Origin of the sequence: Nostoc sp. DedQUE08, assembly GCF_034530895.1 — a bacterium.
GTDB lineage: Bacteria > Cyanobacteriota > Cyanobacteriia > Cyanobacteriales > Nostocaceae > Nostoc.
On record NZ_JAVRCD010000018.1, the window covers coordinates 123952 to 140087 of the forward strand.

Consider the following 16136-nt stretch of genomic DNA (forward strand, 5'->3'; position numbering starts at 1 on the left):
AACGAGCCTTTACATTCATGATTGACCGCACTCAGCCCTAACGGAATTTAGCACTCTTCTTTTTATAGAATGAGTTGGCTAATTGTTCAATCAGTTTTTGTAGTAGAAATTATAGTTTTTTCTCTACTCATAGATAAGTTATAAACTTTGTTCCTTCGTCTATATCATCTAACCTTGTCTTTCTTAGGATACCCAGATTAACAATTCAAAATTAAAATTTCTAAATTGTACCCTTATAGGGAAGCAAGCTAGGCGTAACGTGATGTTGCGGCAGCCTCTTGTAGAAAAGAGAGTTACATAATAAAATTTCAAAGCCGACTAAAACTGAATAAAGTCGGAGCCAATGCGCCTTTGATCTCAGTGTAGATTTTGGCGTTAGTCTTTCTTTGCAGCTATCCATTAGTCACATATTTCTTAAGATTTATAAAATACTTAATCTCCGACCTCATAAAGTTAGAGACTTTTTATGTCCTATATATAGATTATTAGTCCAAGAACTTAGGGATATAAAATAGAGAAGTATGTTTAACTTTTCCTTCCCCTGATAATGGGGTTGAAAAAGTGAGCATTGATTAAGTATGGTTAATGAGTACGAATTCATACCTATTATTCACAATCGAATGCTGAAAGTAAGTGTTTTGAGCATTGGATGAGCATTTTAGAGAGAGTGAAGGCTGAAGCGTTGATATTATGTCGGTTTATCGTAATCTGCAAGAAACTCACTTAAATCGTGCCCGCGCCAGTCTCAGACAAGGGCTTTCTTGGTATGGATATCTTCGCAAGTCAGGACAGTTATCATCTAACCCAGAATTAGCAGGTTTGATGAAACCAGAATTAGAAGCTTTGAGAGCCACACTCAACAAGCTAGATTCAAACGTCATTAGAATTGCTGTCTTTGGTTTAGTGAGTCGGGGAAAGTCAGCAGTTTTAAATGCCTTGTTGGGAGACAAGATTTTGCAAACTGGGCCTCTGAATGGTGTCACCCAATGGCCCCGTTCCGTGCGGTGGCAGCCCAGCGATAAGGTACTAGTAGAGTTAATTGATACCCCTGGATTAGATGAAATTGAGGGGGAGTCACGGGCGGATATGGCACGAGAAGTAGTACATCAAGCGGATTTGATTTTGTTTGTCGTGTCTGGTGATATCACACGCACTGAATATCAAGCGCTGCTGCAATTAAGGCGATCGCAAAAACCCCTGATTTTAGTGTTTAACAAAATAGACCTTTACCCAGATACAGACAAAGGAGCAATTTACCAAAATTTGCAACAACTGGGTGCTGGACATCCTCAAGCAAAACCTCTACTACCTGATGAAATTGTCATGGTGGCGGCAGAACCAGCGCCAATAGAAGTGCGGGTAGAATGGCCTGATGGGCATGTCACTTATGAATGGGAGACACCACCACCGCAAGTAGACGAACTCAAAGAGATAATTCTGAATATTCTGAATCGGGAAGGGCGATCGCTTCTGGCTTTAAATGCACTGATCCAAGCACGGGATGCAGAAGCCGCGATCGCTCAAAAAACCATCGATTTACGCGAAAAGGAAGCTGAAGAAATTATTTGGCAATTTACCAAATACAAAGCTTTGGCAGTAATGCTCAATCCCATCGCCTTCTTAGATATCCTTGGCGGAACTGTTGCTGATTTAGCTTTAATTCGCGCTCTCGCTAGATTGTATGGTTTGCCGATGACTAGCTATGAAGCCGGGAAAATTTTAAAAACGATTTTATTTAGTTCTGGCGGCTTGCTACTTGGAGAACTAGGTAGTAGTTTTCTTTTGGGTTTAGGTAAGAGTACTGCCGCAATCACTAGTGGTGACAATCCCAGCAATATTACTGCTTTTGCTGGCAGTGCGATCGCTCAAGCTGGTATCGCCGGTTATGGCGCATACTCCGTTGGCAAAGCTGCCCAAGTCTATCTCGAAAAAGGCTGCACTTGGGGACAATTAGGCGCTAGCAGCGTCATTCAAGAAATTCTCTCTCAAGTTGACCAAAATACAATTCTGTATCGTTTGCGACAAGAATTAAACATAAAGTATTGAGAATAATTAAAAACTGCTATCTTTTTGTTACCGTTTATAAGCGTTTATCAACTTCTATCAAAGTCTTCTGACAATTAACCGACATTCTCAATTTGGGATGCAAGATTGAGAACATGACCACCTCTGCTTGCGATCGCAACTAGTAGAATTCCCATACCTTTTTGAATTTAAAGATGACAAGAGGGTAATCCCACTCAATTTTGCGAAAAAGATGGCGGTGTTTACCACTACTTATTGTGGGAAGCCTATCTAAACTAGAAATGTGAGCTGACTGAGGTCATTAAAAGCTCGCAGTTAATAACTCTGTCTGTAAATTAAAGGTGAAAGTATCATGACAACTACCCTAAAAATTGAAATTGCTGGGGCGGCAACTCTTGAAGAAGCCATTACTAATGCCATTACTGAAGCTCGGACAACTTGCGATCTAGATGGCAGCAATTCTGCTGGTTGTGCTGTAGCGTGGGACATTGTAGAAGAATTGCAGGCTGAAAAATCTCACCAACATCAAGCAAAATCCAAAAAAACCTCTTTGGAAAATTACTGCGATCGCCATCCAGATTCCGTAGAATGTCTAATCTACGACCTTTAATAAGAAAGAATTCAGGAGTCAGGAATCAGAATTCAGTAAGAATTGGAGTTCGAGTGCAGACTTCGGCGTGAGCGCTCAGTCGAACGCGGAACATGTGGGTTTAAGTCCCCGACTAATTGATTTCTGAATTCTGCATTCTTATTTAACTCTTGCGTAAATCAGTTGTTGCTGATTGCGTTATTCGCTTAATTGCTTCTAAATCAAGTGGTGGTGTTTCACTTTCCATTGCCAACCACAAAAGATATTCGATATTCCCAGCAGGGCCAACGATCGGCGACCAAGTTAAGCCTTTGTATTTCCATCCTAATTCGTGGGCAGCTTGCAAAACCTGGAAAATGGCATCAGCTTGGTCGTTTGGATCGCGTACAACACCTTTTTTACCCACACGGGATCTGCCGACTTCAAACTGTGGCTTGACTAACAATACAGCTTCTCGGTTAGCTTGAGTTAGTTGCCACAAAGCAGGCAGAATCTTAGTTAAAGAAATAAACGATACATCAACCACCGCCAAATCAGGAATCGGGTCATTTTCACCATATAACTCATCTGGTCGTAGTTGCCGTAAATTGGTGCGTTCCCGTAAAATCACCCGCGAATCATTTCGCAACCGCCAGTCAACTTGTCCGTAACCAACATCAATACCGTAAACTTGTTTTGCTCCAGCTTGCAAGAGACAATCAGTAAAACCACCAGTAGAAATCCCACCATCTAAACAAATGCGCTCTACTACGGGAATGGCAAATACTGATAAAGCTTTGGAGAGTTTTTCACCGCCTCTAGAAACAAAAGGCGATCGCTCTTTAATATTTATTTGAGCTGCAATATCAACTTCTGTTCCAGGTTTATCAACTAACTGTTGATTAACAGTAACTTCCCCCGCCTGAATTAGTCGTTGTGCTAAGGCGCGAGAAGAACATAAATTTAGCTCTACTAATAGTGTATCGAGTCGCTGTTTAGCCAATTAATTAGACTCTCCTGGTAAGATTAAAGCCAAAGCACGATTGATAATTTCTTCTTGGTTAACCAGCTTTTCTAATTCTTGGGCTTCATAACGACCTTCTTCTACTTCTAAGGAAGCCTCATCGATGGCATTTAAATAGGCTTCTGCTAAGATTTCTAACAATTCCTCTGGCGCGAGATAATAGCCTCCAGCTTTACGCCGCTTATTTTCCCGCTGAATTTCCAGAACCGAATTCCGAATTGAGACTTCCCAAGAGCGAGCCGTGCGATTTTCAGCTTGTTGTTTAATTAAATACAACAGCAAAATCACTGCATAGCTACGAATCGTCTTGATGATGTCATTTCGGCTCATTTCTGTTAATTCTTCAACTATAATCAATGCTCCTTGAACATCGCCTTTAACAAGCAAGTCTTTTAGAGTTAATAATTCTTCCATCATCAGTGCCTCAAACATCGGCAACTTCTATTGTGGCTTATAGAGGTTCTAGTTCAGATAACAGAAGCTAATGCGTTTCATCTATGAGCGATCGCTACTTAAATGTATTATTCTTTGCAAATACACAATATTCAGATAATTAAGATACAGCAAAATCGGTGTATTGCCGTAGTTCAGCAGGATGGAAACCCAAGACAATATCTTCGCGCAAAATACCCGCTTCTAATAATGCCTCTGCAACTGGCTGAGAAGTACCATCATATTGAATCCACACTTTATCATTAATAATATCTATATGTACCACCGAACCATGTACGCGGCGCACTCCATCCCAGCCAATGTGTAACACTTCGTAGTCGTTTCGCTCCGAGTCAATGACTGCTTCTGTGTCTATTTGACCGTTAGCAGGCTTGTGACTAGCATAGTCAAATATCAACTGACGAATAATTTCACGATACCGAGCTAGCTTATCCATCTGATAATCCTTTCTAGTTGCTCGTCAAAGACAATTAGGTTTATTCTTATACTATTAAGAATTAGCTGACCAAAGCGTTCGGAAAATATACCTTCGTAAACCCGCTTGGGAATTGCTGGTTATGATTTTGCCCTTTGCAGGCAAAATCTTGAATAAAGCCCTTCTCAACGTCTAGAGTTCACAAAAAAGCGATCGCTCCATTAAACCAAAGTGCGATCGCTATTTAAGTTTATGTCGGGGCAGACACCTTGCCCACCTAAAATCTAAATATCTATCTCGCTCAACTCACGTGTAATGTGATCGAATGGTTCATCTACAAAAGCACTATTAACCACACCTGCTGCTGCTACTTGCTCCTTAATTAGCTCCTTGAGAATCTGGATACCGCGAACTGTAGGCCCAATAGGTACTCCTAAAGAATTGTAAGTTTCCCGCAGCCCTTGCAGCACTCGTTCATCCAACACATTGGTGTTCCCAGCAACCAGCGCATAAGTGGCGTAGCGCAGATAGTAGTCCATATCGCGCAGACAAGCTGCATAACGACGAGTTGTATAAGCATTTCCACCAGGGCGAATCAATTCTGGCAGTTCTTCAAATAACTGTAAACCAGCTTGCTTCACAAGTCCAGCCGCATTAGAATTGATTGCCGCCGCCGCTTGTACTCTTGCTGTACCACTATCAAAGTAAGACTTTAGGCTATCGATCGCATTCCGGTCAAAATAACGACCAGCTAAGTCATAATTCTTAATTAAACTTGTTACTGCATCGCGCATTCCTTCTTCTCCCAATCATTGCTATTTATGGTTTGATATTTATTTGGCTGCACTTATGCACCAGTAAATTTTTGTGCTATTAAAAATAGATTCGGCACAAAAACAATCTATCCACTACATAAGGATTTTATGTCAAAGTTGACCCTATATGATGAACTTTCCAGTTTTGTACAGATGATCGCCGAAAGGTTAATATAACCTGATAATCCAGATATCTGTAGCACAAGCTACAAAATCAGCTAATGTCTAGTATTTAAGATATTTCTGGTGTGTCACGGCCTGATTGAGATCGGTAGGGTTAGGATGCAATGTAAGATTTTGGTTTACTTTAGGAAATTGGTAGAGAAGGAGTAACAATGACAACACCACAAGAAGTCTTGGAATTGATCCGAGACCAACAAATTCAGCTGATCGATCTCAAATTCATCGATACAGTAGGGACTTGGCAGCACCTCACACTGTACCAAAACCAAATCGATGAGACTGCATTCACTGATGGCGTTCCGTTTGACGGTTCCAGCATCCGGGGTTGGAAAGCGATCAACGAATCGGACATGACGATGGTACTCGACCCCAACACTGCTTGGATCGACCCCTTCATGGAAGTGCCAACGCTAAGTATAATTTGTAGTATTAAAGAACCCCGCACGGGTGAATGGTACAACCGTTGCCCACGCGTTATTGCCCAAAAAGCAGTAGATTACCTAGTTTCTACTGGTCTTGGTGACACAGCCTTTTTTGGCCCTGAAGCTGAGTTTTTCATCTTTGACAGTGCTAGATTTGCCCAAACCGCCAACGAAGGCTACTACTTCTTAGAGTCCGAAGAAGGTGCTTGGAATTCCGGTAAAGCTGGTACAGATAACAAACCCAACTTGGGTTACAAACCACGCTTCAAAGAAGGTTACTTCCCAGTTTCACCGACGGATTCTTTCCAAGATATCCGTACAGAGATGCTGTTGACGATGGCACAATTAGGTGTACCCATTGAAAAGCATCACCACGAAGTTGCTACTGGTGGTCAGTGCGAACTAGGTTTCCGTTTTGGTAAGTTGATCGAAGCGGCTGACTGGTTGATGATTTACAAATATGTCATCAAGAACGTTGCCAAGAAATACGGCAAAACCGTTACCTTTATGCCAAAACCAATTTTTGGCGATAACGGTTCGGGAATGCACTGTCACCAGTCCATTTGGAAAGACGGCCAACCTCTGTTTGCAGGTGATAAGTATGCTGGTTTGAGCGATATGGGGTTGTACTACATTGGTGGTCTTCTCAAACACGCCCCAGCGCTGTTGGCAATCACCAACCCTAGCACCAACTCATACAAGCGCCTAGTACCTGGTTATGAAGCTCCTGTGAACTTGGCTTACTCCCAAGGGAACCGTTCTGCTTCTATCCGTATTCCTTTATCTGGTACTAACCCCAAAGCCAAACGTTTGGAATTCCGTTGTCCAGATGCTACTTCTAACCCCTATTTGGCATTTGCTGCAATGCTTTGTGCTGGTCTCGATGGCATCAAGAACAAAATCCATCCTGGTGAACCCTTAGATAAGAATATCTATGAACTCTCTCCAGAAGAACTGGCAAAGGTTCCTTCAACTCCAGGTTCTTTAGAGTTGGCTCTGCAAGCACTAGAAAAAGATCACGCCTTTTTGACCGAATCAGGCGTCTTCACGGAAGACTTTATCGAAAATTGGATTGACTACAAACTAGGTAACGAAGTCAAACAGTTGCAGCTGCGTCCTCATCCTTACGAGTTTTACCTCTATTACGATGCTTAATTAAGAGTCGTATCTAACTAAAAAGTAATAAGTAAGTTTTGCCACCCTAGAGTAAAGGGTGGCTTTTTTTAGAGTTGTCGGTTGAGATATTCACTCAAAAAATCAACCTTAAAACTTAGCTCATGGAAGCATGACTCGGCCCATAAATCATCCGAGTGTTAGCATCAACCTTCCCTTGAATCGGGTTCCAGTATTGGGATGCTTCTTCAGGAAGACCAAGTTCTTGTGCAGCCCGCATCAGCATAGATTGTTGGCGATTCTTGACTTGCTGATGTTCGCGCACCATTAACGCACGGGATTTATCTGCGATAGACATAACCATAGTCCTCTCTATTTTGTGAATATATAATTTTTGGTTTTTTACTTACAAGACTAATATAACAAAAATTCTGTAACATAAGCTACTTTTTGCAAAAGTTTATATTTGCCTTTGCTGACAATATCAACTATTTGTTTCCAAAAGCCGGAAAAATCTTCCCAATCTACTTTTGATAACTAAAATCATCTAGCTTCAGATTGGTCTAACCTAAAAAAACACACCTTACCCAAGGCTGAACATTTATTCGTTACTTTTTTCTACACTTAAGGTCAACTCAAGTGATTAATTTTTGTAACTTTGATTTTTTTTTCGGTGAAGCGACACGAATACAGCAGTTGCAAAAAATTAAGTTACGATCGAATAAAGATTTACAAAAATTTACATAAACTATGGCAGTTACCTATCCGCGTAAATTTCAGAATGTTTTGAGTGCCAGAGATATATTAAAACGGGTGGTATGCGATCGCGAAATCCATCTAATTACTCTCAATCGCTACCGTTACAGCGAACAACGCAGTTGCAAAGACCTAACTGAGGTAATTGAACAACTGAATGGACAGCCACGGGAACTGATCCGGGATTTGTCTCATCACGTCTCAGATGAAGCTCGTCATGCCATGTGGCTAACTGACTTGTTGATTGATTTGGGAAGCGATGTGGGAACTCCCCCCGGAACTTCCTATATTGATGAATTCGATCGGCTGCTCGACAAAGACACCTACGATCCAAAACACAACCTAGAGGACGGCATGATTGCTGCCTTGGCCGCAATTAACATTACCGAAAAGCGGGGTTGTGAGTATTTCTCTGCTCACATTCACGCGCTTAAACAAGCACCGCAGACAGAAGAAAACATCAAAATTCGGGAAACTCTTGAAAAAATTCTCCCAGAGGAAGCAGGACATGTCCGTTGGGGTAATCGTTGGCTAGGAGAACTTGCGCGTAAGAGTCCAGAACATCAGCAAAAGGTAGAGCAAGCCAAGCGAAAATATACTGCAATTGAACAAGCGGCCTTTGAATCAGGAATGGATATCACCTTGGGTGCAGAACTACGGGGAGTTGCCAACCTGGTGGAAGTCGCAAATACTATGCCGCTTTGGCAACGTCCCCAATACTTGATGGAACGTTTACCCCAGACTTTGCTAGCGCCGGAGTTGCAATTTACTAGGATTCAGGCTGCACAAAAGGCTTGGCAGCGAGATCCACAGACATTCATCGAGAAGTTTGTGCCAATGTTCCTCAACGGCATCCAGGGAAGAGAAAGTAGCCGCAAGAACACAACGGTGTAAAAAGGCATTGGGCAGAGGGGCACAGGGGAAAAACTTACTGCAACTTTTCCCCTGCTCCCCACTCTCCACTCCCTTTTCCTTAAGGAAAATTCATATAAAAAGACCAGATGCAAAGTTTTGCATCTGGCCTTGGGTGTAAAATAATTAAAAAGACTAAGATGATCTGGCAGATCCTTCTTAACATTTATTTTGTCGGGAGCTATCTACGAAGAGAACAAACTAAGGAACAAAAGTAGATTTACATTAGTAAATTTGTTAGCAAGCGTAATAAACCTATACTACTTGTGTGAATGCCTACCTAGATAAGCAAGAGATGAAACGAAAGGGATTTTATGCTTCGGGAAAAGACGCTAAACAGATGTCAGAGCAAAGATCGGTTACTTGCTTATGTAGATAATCGGCTACTGGATGTATGAGAAGAAAATTTATTGGGGAATAAAGTGAAGTTGCCCTAAGGCTGTTTGTTCAACAAGCAAAATGTTTGAATTAGATGTGCTTTAGATTAACTCATAGCCTAAGTAACATCTATTTCTAGAGCCGTTGAGGATTGAGATGCAAAGCTTTCCATCGAATATGAGCAACAGTTGTAGAGCTTTTGAGGAATTGGTAATGCTATCGATCCAAGCACTTAATTTGATTTGCTTTTCGATCGGCAGGATTGAGACCAACTATATATACAAAGTTTGCAGTTGAAATACTAAGCGATCGCTGAAGACTTTCGTGTGTCAACTGTATATATCTTTGCCAGAAAAGCTGTGTAAAAGACGTTAGCCCAACATCCTGTTTTCTGGTAATTCTGTTCCTTTGAGAAAAGAGGCATTACCTTACAGTAGTTAAACCACAGCATACATAGTTCGGACTTTTTGTGTCACTTCTCTGCGCCCACTACCGCGATGACGTGGCGCATCATCTGAAGCTTGTTCAGATGCCGCCGAGAGCCACTGTTCCGAAGTAGGCGTGGAAGGCAGCCCTGTTGATAAGTGATTGACCATTGCTTGGCAGTTAAAAGCTAAGGGGCCGAACACCAGACTCGAGACTAAAAGTGAAATGGCAGCACGCATAGCAAATGTCTATTTTGGAACTCTCCACTTCACTGATACTTAGCTTTTTGATTAATATCCGGACAATTCATCAAAAAGTATTCTGTTTTACTGAAAATAAACTCTTCTTATCCTCCGTTTAAATGTTCGACTAATAACCAATTACCAGAGCGATTGTAACGACCCCACAATGTAACTAATTGTTCGTGGGGATAAGCGCGTAATTGCTCGTCAATATGCGATCGCAAAGTCACAAGCTGCCAATTTTGCCCTTGATATGTGGCGGGGGCTGTGACAGTGAATTTGTATTCCTGCTGTTCCAAGCGGTAAAAAATCCCTTTGAAACAGTTACTTTCCTGAATTAATGCTTTGTCAAAAGCAGAGTCAGGGCAATCGCCACTAACTGGATAGGCTTGTGGGTTATCTAAGTAATACAGTTGCCAGTGCCGCCAATCCGAACGATTGGGGGGAAGATTAAACAAAGGAATAATTAGCGCTTTTGAGCGATTATCTTCTAATAAAGCCGTTTGCAGCTTTCTAATAGGTAAATCCCTCGGCTGGCAGTTTAATTCAACACATATCGCCGCTGCCATCCCTGCTGCTTGACCAATGCCCATAACCACAGGTTGTAATCTGGTAGCGCCATTGGCAATGTGGGAGACAGAAATATTCTTTTCACAGACCAAGAAACCATCTGTTGTGGCTGGAATTAGACAACTGTAAGGAATTGTAAAAGGAGTTCCAGTCCAACGCCCTCCCCAGCGGATGGATTTAGGTTGCAGTGGGAATTGAACACCAGGATAATGATGGTCATTGGCGTAATTACCAACTGCGATTGCATCATTAAATATAGATGCAACTCTACCTTTTGCGATCGGCAAAATATCCTGTTCTCGGACAGTAGTTAGCCCTACCAAGCGGCGGCTTTCCCGGTAATAGGGATGCAGTGCAAAAGCTGTAGAAGTGTGAGGAAATACTTTTTCGGCTAAACCATAGCGACGACCAAGCCGTTTTTGGATGAAATGAGCAAAATTTTGGCTGTGCCAGCGAGATTCTTGGATGAATTCACCTCTGGATACATCTGACTCTATCAACCGTCCTACCCCTTCGCTGTAGTCATTGCCACAGATTGGCCAATTCATCATAAACAGGCCACTGGGCAAACGTCCATAATTTAAAAATGTCTCTGCTCCATAGTCATCCCAAGCACCTGTAAACTGTGATTGATTATAGTTAGGCGCAGATGGAATCTCTGGTGCAATCGCTTCACCAAAATCCTGCATAATCACTACATAAGTGGGCGCTTGCACAGGATATTTTTGGGTTAAAGAGTTAAAAGTTACTGGGGCGCTGGGTTCTCCCCACTCTGATTGCAATTCCCAACCCCAACGGTAAGGTATGTCAGCTAAAGCTAATAAATCTCCTAATTCTGTGCCATCAAGAATAATCTTGGCTGTGATAGCAAAATCAGCAAAGCGAACACCAATTATAGAATCACCTTGTCGGAACACCTCTAAAGGCACTTGTCCAGAAATCCAATGCAAATTGGGCAATTCCTGCACCCAATCTGCAAAAATCTCTGCTCCAATTCGGGGATCGTAACTGAAAAAGCTTACCCAACTGTTATCTAATCCTCCAAGCTGTCGTTGTCGCAATTCCTGCAAAAACGCACCCCATAACCCTGTTTGAAAGGCTTCTAATTCATTGCCATCGGGTGCAGACACTCCAGACGAAGTTAGCATTCCTCCCAACCAAGGAAATTCACTCACCAAAATGGTTTTGGCTCCCCGTCGTGCCGCTTGAATAGCAGCCGCAGTTCCTCCGGTTCCTCCACCAACAACTAAGACATCAGCTATGTATGTCTGATGAACCATGACCAAGTCCTCCACCAGGGTTAGCTATCTAGCTGATTTCGGTTGATCCTTGGCTCTACTTTTATCAGCTGAGTTTATAATTCACCTCTAGAAATCAGCTTTTGTCAAGTTTAAGAGGACTTTTCTAAACACTAAAGTGCTTACTACAAACATTTAAAATGTACTATCGCAATTACGTATGAAATATTACATATTTGTTTTGGTAAGTTACAGGGTCTTGCATTTTACACATCTGTATGCAAAGATAATTTTACATAAAATACTGTAAATCTATCGATTTACCGGATTAATAAGTTTTAGTGCTTTTAAATCTAACTGATTGCAAATAAAGGCATTCAGCAAGTATTCATTTGGCAATTAGCAATGAATAACTAAAATTTAAATAATAATTTCCTTTAATGTAAATCGCACTGACAGACTAAAGAAAAAAGAAGACTTGAAACTAAAAAATAATGTGGATTGTTAAACTTGCTCTTCGTCGCCCCTACACCTTTGTAATTACTTCCATACTTATTTTTGTTTTAGGAGTAGTTACTATTACGCGCATGGCAACGGACATTTTTCCAGAAATTAATATTCCTGTTGTCAGTGTAATTTGGTCTTATGGTGGTGTTTCACCAGAAGAAATGGAACAGCGTATCGTGACAGCGAGCGAACGCTCTTTTACAACCACTGTTAATGATATTGAACACATCGAATCACAATCACTCAATGGTGTTAGCGTCATTAAAGTTTTCTTCCAACCAGGAGCAAAAATTGAAGCAGCAGTAGCTCAACTTACTTCTAACACTCAAACAATTCTTCGAGGTTTACCTCCAGGAATTACACCTCCTTTAATCATTCGCTACAATGCTTCAAATGTGCCAATTCTTCAGCTAAGTGTTAGCAGCACATCCCTATCAGAGCAAGAACTTTACGATAACGGCAATAATTTTCTACGGACTCAGCTAGCGACTGTTCAAGGCGCGTCTGTACCGTTACCTTATGGAGGCAAACCTCGGCAGATTATGGTAGACATTGACCCGCAGGCACTATTTGCCAAAGGTCTTTCAGCTACAGATGTCACAACCGCAATCAGCGCCCAAAATCTTATCTTACCTGGAGGAAATGCCAAATTAGGCGATCGCGAGTACAGTGTTCGACTCAATAGTAGCCCCCAAGTCTTAGACGCGTTAAACAATTTACCCATCAAACAGATTAACGGCACTGTAATTTATATACGTGATGTTGCCCAAGTCCATGATGGCTTTGCAGTGCAAAACAATATCGTTCGTCGAGATGGTCGGCGTTCTAGCTTATTAACCATTCTCAAAAGTGGTAGTGCTTCAACTTTAGATGTTGTAGCTAGAGTCAAAGAAAGGCTACCAAAAATTCAAGCTACATTACCCAAAGAATTAGATTTAGAAATCTTATTCGATCAATCTATATTTGTTAAAGCTTCCATCCACGGAGTATTAATCGAAGGATTGATTGCTGCTTGTTTAACTGCCGCCATGATTTTATTATTCTTAGGCAGTTGGCGCAGCACTTTAATTGTGGCAATTTCTATCCCTTTATCAATTCTTTGTTCTATCATTGCTCTGCGATTGATCGGACAAACTCTAAATATTATGACCTTGGGAGGTCTATCTCTAGCAGTTGGAATTTTAGTTGATGATGCCACAGTAGAAATTGAAAATATCCACCGCAATTTGGCACAAGGAAAACCTCTGCAAGAAGCTATTTTAGATGGCGCACAACAAATAGCTGTTCCGGCTTTCGTTTCTACCTTGGCAATCTGTATTGTTTTTATCCCAATTGTCTTTTTAACAGGAGTAGCACAATCGCTATTTATGCCTTTAGGAATGGCGGTTGTTTTTGCGATGCTTGCTTCTTATCTACTGTCGCGGACAGTAGTACCAATGTTGGCAAAGTTTCTCCTTGGTAAGGAACTACATCTTTATACTGAACATGAAAATTTAGGTAATAACGGTAATGGTCATGTCATTCCCAAAAAAGATATTTTCTGGCGAATTCATGAACAGTTTAACCGCCAATTTGAGAAATTTCGCCAAACCTATCGAAATACTTTAGCCAAAGCTCTAAATCATCGGGGTATAGTTTTTGCGATGTTTGGTGCTTTTTGGGTAAGCGCCTTAGTTTTACTACCTTTTGTTGGTCAAGATTTTTTCCCGCAAGTAGATGCAGGTCAGTTTCGGCTGCACGTCCGCGCTCCTGCGGGAACACGGCTTGAAAAGACAGAACAGATTTTTACTCAAGTTGAAAATGAGATTCGTCGGGTTATTCCTGAGCAAGAATTAGAAATTATTCTTGACAATATTGGTTTACCTGTAGGTGGAGTCAACCTGGCCTTTAGCGACACAGCAACCATCGGCCCTGGTGATGGGGAAATTCTTGTAGGTCTTAAAGAAGGTAAACATCATCCTACTTGGCAATATGTTAGACAACTACGCCAAACATTAACCGCCCAATTTCCTGAATTAACTTTCTTTTTCCAACCTGCGGATATAGTAACTCAAATTCTCAATTTCGGTTTACCAGCCCCTATCGATATTCAGGTCATAGGCCCAGCTAAGAATCGTCGGGATAACTACAAAATTGCCCAAAAAATTAAAACCCAAATAGCTCAAATTCCGGGAGCAGTTGATGTTCATTTACATCAAGTAGTTGATGCCCCAGACCTACGTATTAATGTAGATCGTTCTCAAGCACAACGTAGCGGTTTAACTCAACGAGATGTTGCCAATAACCTACTCACATCATTAAGTTCTAGTGGTCAAACATCACCCAATTTTTGGCTCGATCCTATTAAAGGAGTCAGTTATTTAATAGCAGTACAAGTTCCTCAGTACAAACTTAACTCCCTAGAAAAAATTCAAAATACTCCTGTAGCGAACGGTTCTAACTCGTCACAACTTTTAAGCAATCTTGCTGTTGTTAAACGTGGGAAAGCTCCTGCTGTTGTTAATCATTACAACGTACAGCCTGTATTTAATATTTACGCCAATGTTCAAGGTCGTGATTTAGGTGGTGTAGCCAGCGATATTTATAAAATAGTTAGGCAATTTCAGCAGAAGTTACCACGGGGAACTTCAATTATGGTGAAAGGTCAAGTAGAAACTATGAATTCATCTTTTCTAGGATTAGAAGTAGGATTGATATTTGCCATTGGATTAGTTTATTGCTTAATAGTAGTCAATTTTCAATCTTGGATCGATCCATTCATTATTATGATGGCACTGCCAAATGCTTTAGCAGGAATTGTCTGGATACTATTTATAACGAATACGACTTTTAGCGTACCTTCTTTGATGGGTGCAATTATGAGTATTGGGGTTGCTACTGCCAATAGTATTTTGCTCGTCACCTTTGCTAATGAGCAACGTTTAATAGGGGAAAAAGCTGTTTCTGCGGCTTTAGCTGCTGGTTATACCCGTTTACGTCCAGTGTTAATGACTGCTGGGGCCATGATTATGGGGATGTTGCCAATGTCTCTTGGTTTAGGAGAAGGTGGTGAACAAAATGCTCCTTTAGGACGTGCTGTAATTGGTGGATTATTAGCAGCAACAGTGGCAACTTTAATTTTTGTACCTGTAATTTACAGTATTTTACGCAGAAAACAACCCCAAAATTTAGAGTTAGAGGAAGAATTATCTTCTACTATCAAATTAACTGTAGCCAATCGGTAAATTCTTCGGGAATAATTAGATCCCTGAGTTCTCTAAGAAGTCGGGGATCTGAAAGAACTTCGATAAATCAACAAATCAAATAAAATTATATAGTATGGATACTCAAGAAAATACCAAAGTTGATAATTCTGATATTGCAGCAACGACTAAAAAAAGTCGCTTCAATTTTATCACCATTATTGCTACGACTACTTTTGTTGTTACTGGATTTTTAGCACTTGGTATTATACCTCGCTTACAAAAGCAATCAGAATTAAATGCTTTCGCTAAATCTACAACAAAAAAAGCTTCTTCGGTTAATGTAGTTAAACCAAAAGTTGCTGCTAATTTCACCGAATTTGTTCTACCTAGCAGCATTCAAGCCAGCCAAGAAACCACGATTTATGCCCGTACCAGTGGCTATTTACAAAAAAAATTAGTGGATATTGGCGATCGCGTAAAGAAGGGACAGCTACTAGCTATAATTGATGCGCCGGAAACTGACCAAGATGTACAGCAAGCTCGTGCAGAATTGGCAAAGTCTGAGGCTAATCTCGCTCAAGTTCAGGCAGATTTAGCACAAAAGCAAAGTAATCTTTCTCAAACAAAAGCCAACTTAAAAGCTAAACAGGCGGAATTAGCCCAAGCACGTACTAACCTAGAACTAGCACGTCAAACTTGGCAACGTTGGCAATTACTCCAAAAGCAAGGAGCCGTGACTACACAAGCTGCTGATGAACGCGAAAGTGCTTTTAATGCAAGTCAAGCTAATGTAGATACTTTAATTGCTCGCGTTAATTCAGAGCAAGAAAGTGTAAATACTGCTCTTGCAGCGGGTGAACGAAAAAAGGTGTGGGGAAGAAAAAACGAGTTAGCGTACTATTTA

14 protein-coding genes are annotated in these 16136 nt (G+C 41.1%); 6 read left to right on the plus strand and 8 right to left on the minus strand.

Annotated elements, in window-relative coordinates; genetic code table 11:
* The first annotated feature begins 690 nt into the window (after positions 1-690).
* Together RMY64_RS14675 and RMY64_RS14680 are read left to right on the plus strand one after the other, a co-directional pair.
* Positions 691-2046: a GTP-binding protein gene (locus tag RMY64_RS14675; RefSeq protein ID WP_322674712.1), complete on the plus strand. Its 1356-nt coding sequence runs from the start codon at positions 691-693 to the stop codon at positions 2044-2046.
* Between the two features lie 331 nt (positions 2047-2377).
* Complete coding sequence (locus RMY64_RS14680) at positions 2378-2635, plus strand: Calvin cycle protein CP12 (RefSeq protein WP_322674713.1); 258 nt, start codon at positions 2378-2380, stop codon at positions 2633-2635.
* Positions 2636-2777: 142 nt separating this feature from the next.
* Here the strand turns inward: RMY64_RS14680 and RMY64_RS14685 are convergent, their stop codons facing one another.
* The 5 genes from RMY64_RS14685 to apcB form a co-directional block, all read right to left on the minus strand.
* The gene (locus tag RMY64_RS14685; RefSeq protein WP_322700386.1) at positions 2778-3596 is read right to left on the minus strand and encodes a TlyA family RNA methyltransferase; all 819 of its coding nucleotides are present in this window, start codon (positions 3594-3596) and stop codon (positions 2778-2780) included.
* Positions 3597-4031, minus strand: coding sequence for a DUF29 family protein (locus RMY64_RS14690; RefSeq protein WP_322674731.1), 435 nt, complete (start codon positions 4029-4031; stop codon positions 3597-3599).
* Positions 4032-4170: 139 nt separating this feature from the next.
* Entirely contained in the window at positions 4171-4506 is a 336-nt protein-coding gene (locus RMY64_RS14695; protein WP_322674715.1) for a XisI protein, read from the minus strand.
* Positions 4494-4619, minus strand: coding sequence for a hypothetical protein (locus tag RMY64_RS36830; RefSeq protein WP_409883186.1), 126 nt, complete (start codon positions 4617-4619; stop codon positions 4494-4496). Before RMY64_RS36830 ends, RMY64_RS14695 begins: the two co-directional genes overlap by 13 nt.
* A gap of 150 nt (positions 4620-4769) precedes the next feature.
* Positions 4770-5279 carry an allophycocyanin subunit beta gene (gene apcB, locus RMY64_RS14700; RefSeq protein ID WP_322674716.1) on the minus strand — a complete coding sequence of 170 codons (510 nt, stop codon included), beginning with the start codon at positions 5277-5279 and terminating at the stop codon, positions 4770-4772.
* Between the two features lie 356 nt (positions 5280-5635).
* Here apcB and glnA point away from each other — a divergent pair, with 356 nt between their 5' ends.
* Positions 5636-7060: a type I glutamate--ammonia ligase gene (gene glnA, locus RMY64_RS14705; RefSeq protein WP_322674717.1), complete on the plus strand. Its 1425-nt coding sequence runs from the start codon at positions 5636-5638 to the stop codon at positions 7058-7060.
* Positions 7061-7175: 115 nt separating this feature from the next.
* Here the strand turns inward: glnA and RMY64_RS14710 are convergent, their stop codons facing one another.
* Positions 7176-7376 (minus strand): hypothetical protein, encoded by a 201-nt coding sequence (locus RMY64_RS14710; protein WP_322700387.1) that lies wholly within the window; start codon positions 7374-7376, stop codon positions 7176-7178.
* 392 nt (positions 7377-7768) lie between these two features.
* Here RMY64_RS14710 and RMY64_RS14715 point away from each other — a divergent pair, with 392 nt between their 5' ends.
* Entirely contained in the window at positions 7769-8668 is a 900-nt protein-coding gene (locus RMY64_RS14715) for a ferritin-like domain-containing protein (protein ID WP_322674718.1), read from the plus strand.
* A gap of 833 nt (positions 8669-9501) precedes the next feature.
* Here RMY64_RS14715 and patX read toward each other — a convergent pair.
* Complete coding sequence (patX, locus tag RMY64_RS14720) at positions 9502-9729, minus strand: heterocyst-inhibiting protein PatX (protein WP_416212147.1); 228 nt, start codon at positions 9727-9729, stop codon at positions 9502-9504.
* A gap of 107 nt (positions 9730-9836) precedes the next feature.
* Positions 9837-11582, minus strand: coding sequence for an FAD-dependent oxidoreductase (locus RMY64_RS14725; RefSeq protein ID WP_322700389.1), 1746 nt, complete (start codon positions 11580-11582; stop codon positions 9837-9839).
* 452 nt (positions 11583-12034) lie between these two features.
* Between RMY64_RS14725 and RMY64_RS14730 the strand changes: the two genes are divergently transcribed.
* Positions 12035-15271, plus strand: coding sequence for an efflux RND transporter permease subunit (locus tag RMY64_RS14730; protein WP_322700390.1), 3237 nt, complete (start codon positions 12035-12037; stop codon positions 15269-15271).
* A 94-nt stretch (positions 15272-15365) separates the two neighbouring features.
* Positions 15366-16136, plus strand: a 771-nt coding sequence (locus RMY64_RS14735) for an HlyD family secretion protein (protein WP_322700391.1), incomplete at its 3' end; no start/stop codon positions are given.

Coding starts and splice junctions, on each gene's coding strand:
- RMY64_RS14675 (WP_322674712.1), top strand. CDS start 691: ATGTCGGTTTATCGTAATCTGCAAGAAACTCACTTAAATCGTGCCCGC.
- RMY64_RS14680 (WP_322674713.1), top strand. CDS start 2,378: ATGACAACTACCCTAAAAATTGAAATTGCTGGGGCGGCAACTCTTGAA.
- RMY64_RS14690 (WP_322674731.1), bottom strand. CDS start 4,031: ATGGAAGAATTATTAACTCTAAAAGACTTGCTTGTTAAAGGCGATGTT.
- RMY64_RS14695 (WP_322674715.1), bottom strand. CDS start 4,506: ATGGATAAGCTAGCTCGGTATCGTGAAATTATTCGTCAGTTGATATTT.
- apcB (WP_322674716.1), bottom strand. CDS start 5,279: ATGCGCGATGCAGTAACAAGTTTAATTAAGAATTATGACTTAGCTGGT.
- glnA (WP_322674717.1), top strand. CDS start 5,636: ATGACAACACCACAAGAAGTCTTGGAATTGATCCGAGACCAACAAATT.
- RMY64_RS14710 (WP_322700387.1), bottom strand. CDS start 7,376: ATGTCTATCGCAGATAAATCCCGTGCGTTAATGGTGCGCGAACATCAG.
- RMY64_RS14715 (WP_322674718.1), top strand. CDS start 7,769: ATGGCAGTTACCTATCCGCGTAAATTTCAGAATGTTTTGAGTGCCAGA.
- patX (WP_416212147.1), bottom strand. CDS start 9,729: ATGCGTGCTGCCATTTCACTTTTAGTCTCGAGTCTGGTGTTCGGCCCC.
- RMY64_RS14725 (WP_322700389.1), bottom strand. CDS start 11,582: ATGGTTCATCAGACATACATAGCTGATGTCTTAGTTGTTGGTGGAGGA.
- RMY64_RS14730 (WP_322700390.1), top strand. CDS start 12,035: ATGTGGATTGTTAAACTTGCTCTTCGTCGCCCCTACACCTTTGTAATT.